This window comes from Myroides odoratus (assembly GCF_001549985.1).
Classification (GTDB): Bacteria; Bacteroidota; Bacteroidia; order Flavobacteriales; family Flavobacteriaceae; genus Flavobacterium; species Flavobacterium odoratum_A.
Genome location: NZ_LROZ01000013.1, coordinates 16,112 through 30,601 on the forward strand (window position 1 = coordinate 16,112; position 14,490 = coordinate 30,601).

17 protein-coding genes and 1 riboswitch are annotated in these 14,490 nt (G+C 38.4%); of the genes, 12 read left to right on the plus strand and 5 right to left on the minus strand.

Annotated elements, in window-relative coordinates; translation table 11 throughout:
• Nucleotides 1-82 precede the first annotated feature (82 nt).
• The 3 genes from rpsB to AWV75_RS12965 all read left to right on the plus strand — a co-directional run bounded on the left by rpsB (nt 83) and on the right by AWV75_RS12965 (nt 3,187).
• On the plus strand, nt 83-826 hold the full coding sequence (gene rpsB / locus AWV75_RS12955; RefSeq protein WP_002987799.1) for a 30S ribosomal protein S2: 744 nt from the start codon (nt 83-85) through the stop codon (nt 824-826).
• Nucleotides 827-932: 106 nt separating this feature from the next.
• Nucleotides 933-1,898, plus strand: a complete 966-nt coding sequence (gene tsf / locus AWV75_RS12960; protein WP_060874784.1) for a translation elongation factor Ts — start codon at nt 933-935, stop codon at nt 1,896-1,898.
• 89 nt (nt 1,899-1,987) lie between these two features.
• Nucleotides 1,988-3,187 carry a dicarboxylate/amino acid:cation symporter gene (locus AWV75_RS12965; RefSeq protein WP_060874785.1) on the plus strand — a complete coding sequence of 400 codons (1,200 nt, stop codon included), beginning with the start codon at nt 1,988-1,990 and terminating at the stop codon, nt 3,185-3,187.
• Between the two features lie 107 nt (nt 3,188-3,294).
• Here the strand turns inward: AWV75_RS12965 and AWV75_RS12970 are convergent, their stop codons facing one another.
• Nucleotides 3,295-3,600, minus strand: a complete 306-nt coding sequence (locus tag AWV75_RS12970; protein WP_060874786.1) for a hypothetical protein — start codon at nt 3,598-3,600, stop codon at nt 3,295-3,297.
• Between the two features lie 82 nt (nt 3,601-3,682).
• Nucleotides 3,683-3,779: riboswitch (TPP riboswitch) on the plus strand.
• Between the two features lie 61 nt (nt 3,780-3,840).
• Between AWV75_RS12970 and thiS the strand changes: the two genes are divergently transcribed.
• The 8 genes from thiS to AWV75_RS13010 are packed head-to-tail and all read left to right on the plus strand — an operon-like array spanning nt 3,841 to nt 10,479.
• Nucleotides 3,841-4,047: a sulfur carrier protein ThiS gene (gene thiS, locus AWV75_RS12975; protein ID WP_002987811.1), complete on the plus strand. Its 207-nt coding sequence runs from the start codon at nt 3,841-3,843 to the stop codon at nt 4,045-4,047.
• Nucleotides 4,048-4,089: 42 nt separating this feature from the next.
• A complete protein-coding gene (thiC, locus tag AWV75_RS12980) occupies nt 4,090-5,907 on the plus strand; it encodes a phosphomethylpyrimidine synthase ThiC (protein ID WP_060874787.1) in 1,818 nt (605 codons plus the stop codon).
• A gap of 1 nt (nt 5,908) precedes the next feature.
• Nucleotides 5,909-6,541: a thiamine phosphate synthase gene (locus AWV75_RS12985; RefSeq protein WP_060874788.1), complete on the plus strand. Its 633-nt coding sequence runs from the start codon at nt 5,909-5,911 to the stop codon at nt 6,539-6,541.
• Entirely contained in the window at nt 6,508-7,260 is a 753-nt protein-coding gene (locus AWV75_RS12990) for a hydroxymethylpyrimidine/phosphomethylpyrimidine kinase (RefSeq protein WP_060874789.1), read from the plus strand. The genes AWV75_RS12985 and AWV75_RS12990 overlap by 34 nt, the downstream gene beginning before the upstream one ends.
• Nucleotides 7,253-7,873 (plus strand): thiamine phosphate synthase, encoded by a 621-nt coding sequence (thiE, locus tag AWV75_RS12995; protein WP_060874790.1) that lies wholly within the window; start codon nt 7,253-7,255, stop codon nt 7,871-7,873. The genes AWV75_RS12990 and thiE overlap by 8 nt, the downstream gene beginning before the upstream one ends.
• Entirely contained in the window at nt 7,870-8,640 is a 771-nt protein-coding gene (locus tag AWV75_RS13000; protein WP_060874791.1) for a thiazole synthase, read from the plus strand. The genes thiE and AWV75_RS13000 overlap by 4 nt, the downstream gene beginning before the upstream one ends.
• A gap of 2 nt (nt 8,641-8,642) precedes the next feature.
• Complete coding sequence (thiH, locus tag AWV75_RS13005) at nt 8,643-9,764, plus strand: 2-iminoacetate synthase ThiH (protein WP_060874792.1); 1,122 nt, start codon at nt 8,643-8,645, stop codon at nt 9,762-9,764.
• 4 nt (nt 9,765-9,768) lie between these two features.
• Nucleotides 9,769-10,479, plus strand: a complete 711-nt coding sequence (locus tag AWV75_RS13010; protein ID WP_060874849.1) for a HesA/MoeB/ThiF family protein — start codon at nt 9,769-9,771, stop codon at nt 10,477-10,479.
• Nucleotides 10,480-10,493: 14 nt separating this feature from the next.
• On the opposite strand, the gene aat is transcribed toward AWV75_RS13010, so the two are convergent.
• Genes aat through AWV75_RS13025 form a run of 3 tightly spaced genes read right to left on the minus strand, consistent with a single transcriptional unit; the run spans nt 10,494 to nt 12,575 of the window.
• Nucleotides 10,494-11,144: a leucyl/phenylalanyl-tRNA--protein transferase gene (gene aat, locus AWV75_RS13015; RefSeq protein WP_060874793.1), complete on the minus strand. Its 651-nt coding sequence runs from the start codon at nt 11,142-11,144 to the stop codon at nt 10,494-10,496.
• Nucleotides 11,145-11,188: 44 nt separating this feature from the next.
• Nucleotides 11,189-11,680: a DUF3127 domain-containing protein gene (locus AWV75_RS13020; protein WP_002987825.1), complete on the minus strand. Its 492-nt coding sequence runs from the start codon at nt 11,678-11,680 to the stop codon at nt 11,189-11,191.
• 22 nt (nt 11,681-11,702) lie between these two features.
• Nucleotides 11,703-12,575 (minus strand): flavin reductase family protein, encoded by an 873-nt coding sequence (locus tag AWV75_RS13025; protein ID WP_060874794.1) that lies wholly within the window; start codon nt 12,573-12,575, stop codon nt 11,703-11,705.
• 280 nt (nt 12,576-12,855) lie between these two features.
• Here AWV75_RS13025 and AWV75_RS13030 point away from each other — a divergent pair, with 280 nt between their 5' ends.
• On the plus strand, nt 12,856-13,998 hold the full coding sequence (locus AWV75_RS13030; RefSeq protein ID WP_060874795.1) for a sensor histidine kinase: 1,143 nt from the start codon (nt 12,856-12,858) through the stop codon (nt 13,996-13,998).
• Nucleotides 13,999-14,091: 93 nt separating this feature from the next.
• On the opposite strand, the gene AWV75_RS13035 is transcribed toward AWV75_RS13030, so the two are convergent.
• Nucleotides 14,092-14,481 (minus strand): HIT family protein, encoded by a 390-nt coding sequence (locus AWV75_RS13035; protein WP_060874796.1) that lies wholly within the window; start codon nt 14,479-14,481, stop codon nt 14,092-14,094.
• Nucleotides 14,482-14,490: the final 9 nt, after the last annotated feature.

Genomic DNA, 14,490 nt, shown 5'->3' on the forward strand with positions numbered 1-14,490 from the left:
GTAGTTTAGCATCTAAATGGTTGAGACCGAGTTAATCGCTACTGAATCATTGCTAAAGTAACAGAACGTAAACTATTAGAAAATGGCAAACAAAGTAGAAGTAAAAGAATTACTAGAAGCAGGTGTTCACTTTGGACACATGACTAGAAAATGGGATCCAAACATGGCTCCTTATATCTATATGGAGCGTAATGGTATTCACATTATCAATCTATATAAAACTGCAGCTAAAATTGAAGAAGCGAATGAAGCTTTGAAAAAAATCGCTGCATCAGGAAGAAAAATCCTTTTCGTTGCTACAAAAAAGCAAGCGAAAGACATCGTAGCTGAAAAAGCAGCTGCAGCTAACATGCCTTACATCACTGAAAGATGGCCAGGTGGTATGTTAACAAACTTCGTTACTATCCGTAAAGCTGTTAAGAAAATGGCTTCTATTGATAGAATGAAAAAAGACGGTACATTTATGACGCTTTCTAAGAAAGAGCGTTTACAAGTTGAGCGTCTTCGTGCAAAATTAGAGAAAAACTTAGGTTCTATTGCTGATATGACTCGTCTACCAGCTGCTCTATTTGTTGTAGATATCAAAGCTGAACACATTGCGATTAAAGAAGCACAAAAATTAAACATTCCGATCTTCGCTATGGTGGATACGAACTCTGACCCACGTCAAGTTGACTACGTTATTCCAGCAAACGATGATGCTTCTAAATCAATCGATAAAATTTTATCTTTAGTTACTGCTGCTATTATCGAAGGTAATGCAGAAAGAAAATCTGAAAAAGAAGAAGCTCCAGCTGTAAAAGCGGATGCTGAAGCTAAAGCATAATTTTTTAACAATATCATAAAGTCGTTATGCTGATAGATGTTTACCTTTGTATTCAACTGTCAATAACGACTTTTTTAATTTATTAACTCTTTAAAAGATTACTAAAATGGCAAATATTACTGCTGCAGACGTAAATAAGCTAAGACAACAAACAGGTGCCGGAATGATGGACTGTAAAAAAGCGTTAGTTGAGGCTGAGGGAGATTTCGATAAAGCAATCGAAGTTTTACGTAAAAAAGGACAAAAAGTTGCTGCTAACCGTTCTGATCGTGATTCATCAGAAGGTGCTGCTGTAGCTCTTGTTAACGCTGACAAAACTAGAGGTGTTGTTCTTACATTAAACTGTGAGACTGACTTCGTAGGTAAAAACGAAGGTTTCCAAGCATTAGCAAAAGAATTAGCTGAAAAAGCAATCAACTTCAATACAAAAGAAGAATTCTTAGCTTCTCCATACAATGACACGATGACTATTGCTGACAAATGTATCGAGCAAACAGGAGTTATTGGTGAGAAAATCGAAATCGGTTCTTTCGAAGTATTAGAAGGAGCTTTCATCGGTTCTTACGTTCACGGTAACAAAATTGCTGCTATCACAGCTTTATCTTCAGCTGTTGCTAAAGCAGACGAGATTGCTAAAGACGTTTCTATGCAAGTAGCTTCAATGGGTGCTGAGACTTTATCTTACAAAGATTTTGATCCAGAATTCATCGCTAAAGAAACAGAAGCTCGTATCGCAGTTATCGTTAAAGAAAACGAAGAGTTAGTACGTTTAGGTAAAACACTTAAAAATGTACCTCAATATATTTCTTACGCTCAACTTACTGAAGAAGTATTGAAACAAGCGGAAGAAGATGCTAAAGCTGAATTAAAAGCTGAAGGTAAACCTGAAAACATCTGGGATAGAATTTTACCTGGAAAAGTTGCTCGTTTCATCAGTGACAATACAACTTTAGACCAAGAGAAAGCATTATTAGACCAAAACTTCATCAAAGATGAATCTAAAAAGGTTTCTGATTATGTTAAATCTTTTGGAGTTGAAATCACAGGATTCAAAAGAGCTTCATTAGGATAATATATTTCCTTAAAAAATTAAAATATCAAACCTCAAGCATTTTGTTTGAGGTTTTTTTATTTATTTTCGTATTTTTAAAACAAAAAAATATGAAACTCATCAAGAATAGCTTATTATTACAAATCGTATTAGCCATTGCCTTAGGGACGTATTTAGGAGATCTCCTTCCCTTGGGTGTGAGTAGAATTTTTAGCACCTTCAATGCACTCTTTGGTAATTTTTTAAACTTTATCATTCCATTAATCATTGTAGGGTTAATTATTCCTGCCATTGGCAATATTGGGAAAGAAGCAGGTAAGCTATTAGTAATCACTGCGGGATTAGCCTATGGTTCTACCCTATTAGCGGGTTTTAGTTCCTATGCAGTTTCCATTAGTATCTTTCCTCAATTTCTACTTACCCAATCTACAAAACTAGTTATTGAGCCAGAAAAAGTACTGATTCCTTACTTTTCTATTGAGATTCCCCCTCTATTTGATGTAATGAGCGCCTTAATCCTCGCTTTTATCGTTGGGATATGCATCTCTAAAGGCCCATTTACCCATTTAAAAGGGGTTTTTAACGAGTTTCAGTCTATTATCATGACTGTGATAGAGAAAGTGATTATTCCTTTCTTACCCCTCTTTATTTTTGGTGTATTTTTAAATATGACCTACAGTGGTCAAGTTTTCGTTATACTTGAAACGTTCTTGAAAATTATCGGCGTTATTTTCGCCCTCCATATTGTATTTTTAATTTTTCAATATTGTCTTGCTGGACTTGTGGTCAAAAGAAATCCGTTTCTTTTAATGAAGAATATGCTACCGGCCTATTTTACAGCTTTAGGTACGCAGTCATCAGCAGCGACGATTCCTGTAACTTTAGAATCAACGTTAAAAAATGACGTAAATCCCAAAATAGCTGGTTTTGTCATTCCACTTTGTGCCACGATTCACTTGGCTGGAAGTACCTTGAAAATTGTTGCTTGTGCTATTGCCTTAATGCTCATTCAACATACGCCCATTGATCCTTTCGCGATGATAGGTTTTATCCTCATGCTAGGCATTACGATGATTGCCGCGCCAGGTGTACCAGGTGGCGCTATTATGGCTGCATTAGGGGTATTACAGTCTGTTTTGGGATTTGATGCTGAACAACAAACCCTGATGATTGCTTTATACGTGGCTATGGACAGCTTCGGTACAGCTTGCAATGTGATGGGAGATGGTGCAATTGCCCTGGTTGTAGATAAAATTGGAAATAATACAGATTCTTTGGAACTTGAAACCCAAGAAACAAATTCAATTTAAAAAATTACAGGTTGTGTATCGCTTCTTTGTGTTACAAATCTAATGTAAGACAGATACAGATTCATCTGCAAAAAAAGATCCATACCTAAATAGTTATGGATCTTTTTTCATTTCTCACTAGTAGCCTGACCCTGAATCAAACTATATTTCTTCTGATAGCGTTTATAAAAATACATATTTAACCTCCACATCACAGTAAGGTAAGCTCCAATCCCTCCGAGTATCCAAAGCATCATTTCAAAAATAAACAGCGTACTATCAAAGACATAATCTGAGAACAAAAAAGATCCGAACACAGTAAATGAATAGACAGAAATACCAAAGATACCTCCCTCGATTAACCCATACTTAAGTTGACCTCTTTTCATCCTTCGTTCCCAATTCATCCTAAATTGTATTTCTGATTTTTTCATAACTAGTTAAATTTCAAACAATTTACAAAATAACAGAAAAAGAAGCAATCCTTGCTTCCCATAAAATAATCCTTATATTTGCTTTCAACTTTAGGGGTGTCTACATCGTGTAGGCTGAGATTTTACCCTTTGAACCTGATCTAGTTCATACTAGCGTAGGGAAAAGTAAGATGACTTCATTCGGTACATCCTGTACTGACGTGTGGCCATTCCTAAAGTTATATCAACAAAATAAAAGGAATGGAACTACACATCAACAATCAGAAATTTCACTTTGAACAGCTGCAAATCAGCATTCAGACTATGCTGGATTTACACGGCACAACGCAACAAAAAGGCATTGCCGTTGCAGTGAATGCTACGGTTATTGCCAAAGCGGACTGGAGTACCTATCTCTTATCCGAGGCAGATGATATTTTAATTATCACAGCAACCCAAGGCGGTTGATTCCATTTTAATTCAACGATTATAAACAATAAATCAGATTATATGGAACAACACGAAAAGATTTCACAAACTCCTTTTCCCAATTCAAAAAAGGTATATGTAGCGGGAACACTATTTCCCATTCGCGTAGCGATGCGTGAAATTACCTTAAGTGATACGAAACTTAGTCAAGGCGCACTAGAGAAAAATCCACCAGTCACTGTCTATGACACCTCAGGGGCTTATACTGACGAACAGCTTGAGATCAACATTAAAAAAGGATTACCTCGTTTGAGAGAATCTTGGATATTAGATCGACAAGATGTTGAAATTTTGGATACGCTTACGTCTGCTTATGGACAGCAACGAGCTGAAGATCCTAAGCTAACTCATTTGCGTTTTGAATTTACACATAAACCCAAAGTAGCTAAATCGGGGCTAAATGTGACGCAGTTACACTATGCGAAGCAAGGGATTATTACTCCCGAGATGGAATATGTGGCTATCCGTGAAAATCAACGCTTAGAACAACTAGATGCTATTTCCCCTGCATTGAAGCAACAGCACCCAGGCAATAGTTTTGGAGCCCATACGCCCAAAAACTATATTACACCAGAATTTGTTCGCGATGAAATTGCGGCTGGGCGTGCGATAATTCCCAATAACATCAACCATCCCGAAAGTGAGCCAATGATTATTGGGCGTAACTTCCTTGTAAAAATCAATGCGAATATCGGAAATAGCGCTGTCACCTCAACCATTGAAGAAGAGGTAGAAAAAGCGGTTTGGGCGTGTCGTTGGGGAGCAGATACGATTATGGATTTATCTACGGGAAAGAATATCCATGAAACTAGAGAATGGATTATTCGCAATTCACCTGTACCCATTGGAACCGTACCCATCTATCAAGCCTTAGAAAAAGTAAAAGGAATAGCCGAAGATTTGACTTGGGAAATTTTTAGAGACACTTTGATTGAACAAGCAGAACAAGGAGTATCCTATTTCACCATTCACGCGGGCGTTCTTTTGCGCTACATTCACCTAACAGCTCAACGCGTTACGGGTATCGTTTCAAGAGGAGGATCCATCATGGCTAAATGGTGTTTATTTCATCACCAAGAAAACTTTTTATACACGCATTTTGAAGAAATATGCGAGATTATGAAACGCTACGATATTGCGTTCTCTTTAGGAGATGGACTAAGACCTGGTTCTATTGCAGATGCCAATGATGCAGCTCAATTTGCAGAGTTAGAAACCTTAGGAGAATTAACTAAAATTGCGTGGAAACACGATGTACAGGTTATGATTGAAGGCCCCGGACATGTACCGATGCACCTCATCAAAGAAAATATGGAAAAGCAATTACGCGATTGTGGCGAAGCGCCTTTTTACACCTTAGGTCCTTTAACAACGGATATTGCCCCTGGTTATGATCACATCACCTCCGCCATTGGTGCTGCTATGATTGGTTGGTATGGAACAGCCATGCTATGTTATGTAACCCCAAAAGAACATTTAGGTTTACCCAATAAAAAAGATGTCAAAGACGGTGTGATTACCTATAAGTTAGCTGCTCACGCAGCAGATTTAGCCAAAGGACATCCAGGTGCACAATACAGAGACAATGCTTTGAGTAAAGCCCGTTTTGAATTCCGTTGGGAAGATCAGTTCAATTTGTCTTTAGACCCAGATACAGCACGGGAGTTTCACGATGAAACCTTGCCAGCTGATGCAGCTAAAGTGGCTCATTTCTGTTCGATGTGTGGACCAAAATTCTGTTCGATGAAAATCTCCCAAGAAATTCGCGATTCAGCAGAACAAGGCATGAAAGAAATGTCGGAAGAGTTCATCAAATCTGGAAAAGAAATCTACCTGTAGTATGGTGGTTATTACTCCAGCAGCTAATCATCCAAAAGAAATAAGCCTCGCCAATGAAATGTTGGAAAGAGGCTTACCTCTTTTGCATATTAGAAAGCCTAATTTCACTTTTGAACAGCTCCAACAATGGGTTGAAAACATCAGTTATCAACATCGCAATCGGCTAGTTATTCACATCCCAAGCCCTGTTATCAACAATTATCCTAAAGTTTTTAAACAATATGTCCAACTTATCAACAGCTTAAAGGCACAATATGCCCACTTATCAACAGATAATTGTTCATTTGTTAATAACTATACACAGAAACTGCCCAATTTGTCAACAAGTGTTCATAACTCCACCGAATGCGAGAAGTTATCAACAAGGCATCAACGCGTTTTTCTCAGTCCTGTTTTCAACAGCATTTCTAAAATAGCGTATCAACCAACCCTTCACTGGCCCTCTTTTTTAGACGATTGGAAATACCCTTGGATTCGAACAGTTGCTTTGGGAGGAATCACCCCTAATCATCTAGCAACCGTTCGCAACATGGGATTTGATGATTTTGCAGTGCTTGGTGCAATTTGGCAAGCTGAAGAACCCCTTAAAATTTTTGATTTATGTTACAAACAAGACCCATTGTTCTTTCGATAGCAGGTTTTGATCCTTCCGGAGGAGCTGGATTATTAGCCGATATCAAAACATTTGAAAGTCATCAGGTATATGGCTTGGGCATTCTCACAGCCAATACCATCCAAACAGAAGATACATTTGTAGCTATTCGCTGGGAAGAGCGAAACTATATTCTGCAACAACTCGAGGTTCTCTTACAGCGTTATCAACCGCAAGTCGTTAAAATAGGTATTGTGGAATCAGGAGAAGAGCTCTTGTGCTACCTTCAAATGATTAGACAATATATCCCCCAAGCGTATATTATTTGGGATCCCGTTTTGCGCTCGAGTACCCATTTTGATTTTACAACAGGCATTGGAGGTCAAACGCTGGAAGCCATACTTCTTCATCTGGATTTAATCACGCCTAATTACTTTGAACTAGACCAGCTGATTCCCATAGGAGCAACGCCACTAGAAAAGGCACAATCGCTCTCTACTACTTGTACTGTTTTACTCAAAGGAGGACATCACCCAGAAGCGAAAGCCATCGATTACCTCTTAACTGCAGATAAACAATATTCATTTTATCCTCAACAGGTGTATCCCACGACCAAACACGGTACGGGTTGTATTTTATCTTCCGCGATTGCGAGTCAGCTCGCTTTGGGAAATTCACTCGATGAAGCGGTGCAAAAATCAAAACAATACGTCGAAAACATATTGGCGTCCAATTCAACTTTATTAGCTTATCATGTTTAATCCCATTCAATATATCAGTCAGGGTGATACCCCTCAAGAACAATTGTACCACATCGAATCCGTTTTATATGCGGGACAACGGTGGATTCAATTCCGATTTAAAGACACACTTACCTCTATTCGATGGAAAACCGCGGAGCAAGTGAAACTTCTTTGTGATCGCTATCAGGCAACCTTACTTATTAACGATGATCCCGATCTGGCTCTAGCCATTGATGCAGATGGGGTACATTTAGGGCTTCAAGATCGATCTATTGCCGAAGCACGAGCCTTACTTCCCCATAAAATCATAGGCGGAACAGCCAATACCCTACGAGATGTGAAACAACGCCTAGAGGAGTCTTGTGATTATATCGGATTAGGCCCTTTGCGCTATACACCAACGAAAAAGAAATTAAGCCCTTTATTGGGATTTGACGGGTACCAACAACTATTGGCTGCACTAACCCCAGAAGAAAAAAAGACACCTCTTGTCGCAATTGGAGGTATCACCTTAGCCGATGTACCAATATTACAACAACTAGGACTATCGGGAATCGCTGTATCGAGTTTACTCCATCAAGCGAAATCCCCTCAACAACTTATAAAACAACTAAATACTTACTTCTTATGACCCCATTTCAACTAGGAGATAAAACCTTCCACTCTCGATTATTTTTAGGCACTGGCAAATACGGATCTAATGCTGTAATGGAAGCCGCTACTTTAGCCAGTAGAACTGAATTCATCACGGTTGCTTTAAAACGATTGGATTTAAAACAGGACAATCCTGCTTTACTAGCCCATTTGAACCATCCGCATTTGCACTTACTTCCCAATACCTCAGGGGCTAGAAATGCGAAAGAAGCCATCTTAGCGGCTCAGCTTGCCCGTGAAGCTTTAGAAACGAATTGGGTAAAAGTCGAAATTCATCCTGATCCAAAATACTTGTTACCCGACCCCATTGAAACCTTACTCGCCACAGAAGAGCTAGCCAAGCAAGGTTTTTTCGTATTGCCTTATATTCACGCAGACCCTGTGTTGTGCAAGCGATTAGAAGAGGTTGGAACAACAGCTGTCATGCCTTTAGGTTCCCCTATTGGCACCAATAAAGGGTTGAAAACCTTGGATTTCTTGGAAATCATTATTGAAAATAGTCGTGTTCCTGTTATTGTGGATGCAGGGATTGGAGCACCCTCTGATGCTGCGAAGGCCATGGAACTTGGTGCAGATGCCGTATTGGTGAATACCGCTATTGCCGTTGCAGGTGATCCAGTTGTTATGGCTAAAGCTTTTCAGCAAGCGGTTCAAGCAGGAAGAATGGCTTATGAAGCCCAATTGGGTGCAATTCAAAACCATGCCCATGCATCTAGTCCCTTAACCTCATTTTTATACCAATAACCATGACGTTTTACGATGTTTACACTCAGTATTCCTGGGAGGAAATTCGCCAGCAGCTCAACTCCACAACACCAGAACAAGTGGTTCAAAGTCTAAGTAAATCAAAGCGAAATCTGACTGATTTCCTTCACCTGATTTCGCCCGCAGCTCGCCCTTTTCTAGAACCCATGGCTCAACTCAGTCAACAGCTGACGCATAAGCGTTTTGGCAAGACCATTCAGCTCTATACTCCAATGTATTTGAGCAATGAATGTCATAATATTTGTACCTACTGTGGATTTAGTATTGATAACAACATCCGCAGAAAAACCTTAACCCCTATCGAAATCGAACAAGAGATTCACTTGCTCAAAGGTCAAGGATATGATCACATTTTATTGGTTACAGGTGAAGCCAATCACACCGTTAACCTTCGTTATTTTGAACAAGCGATCAAGCAGATTCGCACTTCCTTTTCAACCCTTTCGATTGAAGTACAACCGCTAGAGCAAAACGAATATGAAGTCTTAGCTCAGCTCGGGGTATATGCCGTTTTGGTCTATCAAGAAACCTATCACGAGGCCGTCTACAAACAGTATCATCCCAAAGGTAAAAAATCCAATTTTAGCTATCGCTTGGAAACACCTGATCGCATTGGGCAAGCCGGTATTCACAAAATAGGATTAGGCGTATTATTAGGGCTAGAAGATTGGCGTGTGGATAGCTTTTTTACCGCTTTACACCTCGATTATCTTCAAAAAACCTATTGGAAAACCAAATATTCTATTTCCTTTCCTCGGTTGCGACCTGCGGAAGGCAATGTAGAACCTAATTTTATCATGGAGGATATTGATTTACTTCAACTGATGTTTGCCTATCGCATCTGGAATGAAGATATTGAGCTCTCAATTTCTACACGCGAAAGTGAATGGTTTCGAGATCACGTGATTGGATTGGGGGTCACTTCCATGAGTGCGGGATCCAAAACAAATCCAGGGGGATATACTGTAGATCAGGGTTCACTCGCTCAATTTGAAACCTGTGACCAGCGATCAACAGCCGCCATTTATCAACTGATTCAATCCAAAGGCTATGAACCGATCTGGACTGATTGGAATCAGAGCTATGCTAATTTCTCATTCTAACCCTATGCTAGAAGTTCACGATTTTTTACGTTACAGCCGTCCAATGAATTTAACTGAAGTTGGAACTGCAGGTCAATTAAAAATTAAAAATGCACGTGTATTAGTCCTTGGCGCTGGAGGGCTAGGCTCTCCTATTCTCACCTATTTGGCAGCCTCTGGAATAGGGCATTTGGGAGTAGTTGATTTTGATCGTGTGGAGATACATAATTTACATCGGCAAATTCTATTCACAGCACATGATATTGGGCAATACAAAGTAGATGTTGCGGCCAAACGCATTACTCAGCTCAATCCTCATATTCACTTTCACATTCATAGAGAAAAGGTAACCTCTGACAATGTCGAGGCTCTTTTTACTTCCTATGATTATATCGTAGATGGGACGGACAATTTCACCACGCGTTATTTGGTTAACGATGCTTGTGTTTTATTAAACAAACCTTTGATATATGGCACCATATTGGGGTTTCAAGGGCAATTAGCCGTCTTCCAGCATCGAAATTCTAAAAACTTACGGGATATATTTCCTGAGGCTCCTGATCCAAAAGACACTCCCAATTGTAGCTTACACGGGGTATTGGGTACTTTTCCAGGCATTATTGGCTTAATGATGGCCCAAGAGACACTCAAAGTTATTTTAGATGCAAATCCCTTACACAATCAATTTGTATTAATAGACACCTTAAATTGGAAAATCCAAACGTTAGCTTTTTAACGTTTGGATTTTCTTTATTTTTTATCTTTTAAATAGGTCATATAAGTTTCACGGGGAATTTCAATGGCGCCTAATAATTCAAGATGAGGATTATACACCTGACAGTCTAATAATTGATAGTTTTCTTCTCTGAGTCTTTGAATCAACTGATGAAAAGCAACTTTACTTGCATTAGATACCAAAGAGAACATACTTTCTCCGCAGAAAACCCCATGTCCTACATCCACACCATAGAGTCCACCAACTAAACGTCCTTCTTGCCATACTTCAACAGATTTCGCATAGCCTAACTGATGTAACTCACAATAAGCGGCCAACATTTCATCCGTAATCCAAGTACCATTTTGCCCTTGTCTTTTTACCTGTTGACACTGTTTAATTACAGCCTCGAAATGCATATTAAACGTCACTTGAAATAGTGCTCTGTTCAAGATATTGCGCATGCTTTTTGAAGGTTTAAATGTGGTTAAGTCAACAACCATTCTTGGGTTTGGCGCCCACCAGGTGATGGGTTCACCATCTTCAAACCACGGAAATACCCCATGTTGATAGGCCAGGAGTAACCAATCCGCAGTAAGTGCACCGCCAATGGCTAAAATTCCGGATTCATGTGCTGTTTCAACGGGAGGAAAACCTAAGTAATTGGGATCTAAAATAGCTATCATAGAGAAAAAAAATCCCCAATCAATTGATTAGGGATTCGTATTAATTAAAATGGTAAATCATCATGATCCTCCTCCGTGAATGACGGTGCTGGAGGGAATTGTGGAGTTTGAGGCGCTTGCGGTGCTTGTTGTGCAAACTGATTAGGTGTCCCTTGATTACCTTGGTAATTTTGGTTGAATCCTCCTGCTTGTTGTACAGGCTGCCCCATATTAGGTTGTTGTGCATATTGGTTTTGCATTGGCTGTCCCATTCCTTGTGCAGGCATGTTTCTTTCAATTCTCCAACCTTGAATCGTATTAAAATATCTTACTTCACCTTGTGGAGATGTCCACTCTCTTCCTCTTAAATTAATCGATACTTTTACTGGTTCTCCTACTTGAAACGTATCAAGTAAGTTCACTCTATCTTGTGTAAACTCAATTAAAATATCTTGTGGATATTGTTCTTCAGTAGTAACCACAACTTCTCTTTTTCTGAAGCTTGAGCTAATATCTTGTGGCTGCCCAATCACCTTAATTCTTCCTATTACTTCCATTATATCTTTTTTTTCCTGATTGTTACTTTGCTAAAATCATATTCCAAGCCAAAGGTACATTATTTTCCTCTAAATACTTTTTAGCTTGCTTAAATTTCTTTTCAACATCACCTGATGCTACGATTTCTTTAGCTTCTGGATTTGCCAATAAAAACGCTTGAATTTCCTCTGTTGTTGGTAAGTGTTCTACGTTTCCTAAGATTCCTAAATCGTTTCCTGAAAACACCAAACTATCAATCACCTCTTGTGGGATGATATCAACACCTAATCCTAGTGTGGTCAATGGTTTTTCTACTTCAAACATCCCCATATTAGAGCGGCTATACCAATTGCCTCCCATACGAGAAACTAAATCAATTTTATGTTGATCGATTCCTCCTTTTTCATTGAGGATTGCTTCATCAATGTGCATTTTTACCACTTCGCAGATCACTAAATTACCAGCTCCGCCTTCTGTTCCTAAGCCAATCACTTCTTGTACAATACACTCGAATTGAACAGGACTTTCTTTTACGCGGAATGGGCGAACCTCTTCCGATTCAATCATAGTAAAACCTGCTTTTACAAACTCATTTACTCCATCTTTATACTCTGTACTTGATAAAGAGGTTTGTTGCACCATGTCATAATTCACCACGTTAATAACCACCTGCATCGTTGCTTGTACATTGAATAACGTATGTTTACATGTATTATCACGCACGCGTCTTGAAGGGGAGAATACTAAAATTGGTGGATTAGCACTAAATAAATTAAAAAAGCTAAAAGGGGATAAATTGGGATTTCCATCAGCATCAACTGTACTCGCTAAAGCAATAGGTCTTGGTCCTACAGACCCTTGTAAAAAACCTTGCAATTCTACAGTTGAAATGTCTTTTGGGTTTATTGTTTTCATTATATTTCTTCTTTTTAGGTCGATGAGTAAAGGTACTAAAAGCAGATTGAACCACAAAAAAACACGAGCTACAAACACCTTCTTCCTGTGCTATTTTTTCTTTTTCATTTTCTGGTCTTGATAAAACTAAGCCTCCTCTCAATGAATACGCTCGATTCACTTCATAATTAATCCTATTCTACTATATTGAAAAGGAAAAATCTGCGTTTGATTAACTAAAATGCATGAATTATATCGCCTTTTTTTTAGTTACCTTTAAACATCTAAATGAATCATCATCTTGAAAATACAAAGAGAAATTATTCGCTGGACACTCATTGCAACTGCATTTGTTGTTTTATTGCTTATTCTTTGGAATACGTATTCTTTTTTTCAGACGTATAAAGAAGAAGAACGCATCAAAATGGAGATTTGGTCCACGGCATCGAATACATTAAATGAAGCGAATCCTCATGATACTAATCTTGAGCTTCCTTTATTAATTCTGACAAACAACACCACAATTCCCATTATTCAAACCAATGACCGAGATAGTATTTTAGCTATGGTCAATGTGCCACTGAAAGTACAGCAAAGTGAAACTGAAGCACTGCTTTTCTTGCGCAAGCTCAAAAATGAAAATACCCCTATTGAAGTAGAGGTAGGGAAACAGAAACAGTATTTGTATTATGGGAATTCCTCTTTATTATTAAAACTGAAGTATTATCCTTTAGCTTTAATTTTAATTTTTATCTTTTTTACTGTTTTGATTATCATTTTCTATCGCAGTAATAAGATTGCGGCACAAAATCGCTTATGGACGGGTATGGCTAAGGAAACAGCTCATCAAATAGGTACTCCTTTATCCTCCTTGTTGGGATGGATTGAATTAATGAAGTTGGAAGAAATGAATCCTACCATTATTGAAGAAATTGAAAAAGATGTCAAGCGTTTGCAGACCATCGCAGATCGTTTTTCTAAAATTGGTTCAAAACCGCAATTAACACCAGTGGACATCATTTCGGAAACCTACAAAACGTATGCGTATTTTCAACAGCGATCTTCTAAACAGATTTCGTTTCATTTTTCAGCACCAGAACGAGAAATTAAAGTCTTACTTAATCCAGAATTACACAGCTGGACCATTGAGAATTTAATTAAAAATGCCATTGATGCAACCAAGGGAAAAGGGCAAATCGAACTTGTCATTTCAATGACAAATCAGTTTGTTCATCTCTTTTTTACTGATACAGGAAGTGGTATTCCGAAAAATAAATTTGAAAAAATATTTGAACCTGGTTATACTTCCAAAAAACGCGGTTGGGGACTCGGACTTTCTCTTTCTCGAAGAATTGTAGAAGAATACCAAAATGGAAAAATCAGAGTTCATCATTCTGAACTAGGTAAAGGAACTACGTTTGTGATTACTTATAAGATGGTGTAACGACCAAATAAGAAGCAATTGGTCAGACAAAAAAAGCAGTAGTGAAAAATTCACTACTGCTTTTTTTAATTTCTACTGCTCATCAGCTAGAGCTTATAGGTATTGTTGTACTTTTTTTACTACTTCTTCAAACGCTTCTGGGCTCAAAGTTTCTTTTTTACTAAAACGAATATCATCCATGGTTTGCAAAGGAATTAAGTGCACGTGAACGTGTGGTACTTCTAATCCTACAACAGACATTCCAATTCTTTGGCAAGGAACAGCTTGTTCTAAAGCTTTGGCTATTTTTCTTGAGAATTTCATCAATTCTACATAATGCTCTTCTTCCATGTCAAAGATTTTATTAATCTCTTGCTTAGGAATACACAATGTGTGTCCTTTTGCATTGGGATTAATATCTAAAAAGGCTAAAAACTGATCGTTTTCAGCGATTTTATATGCTGGAAGTTCTCCATTGATTATTTTAGTGAAAATTGAACTCATACATTCGAT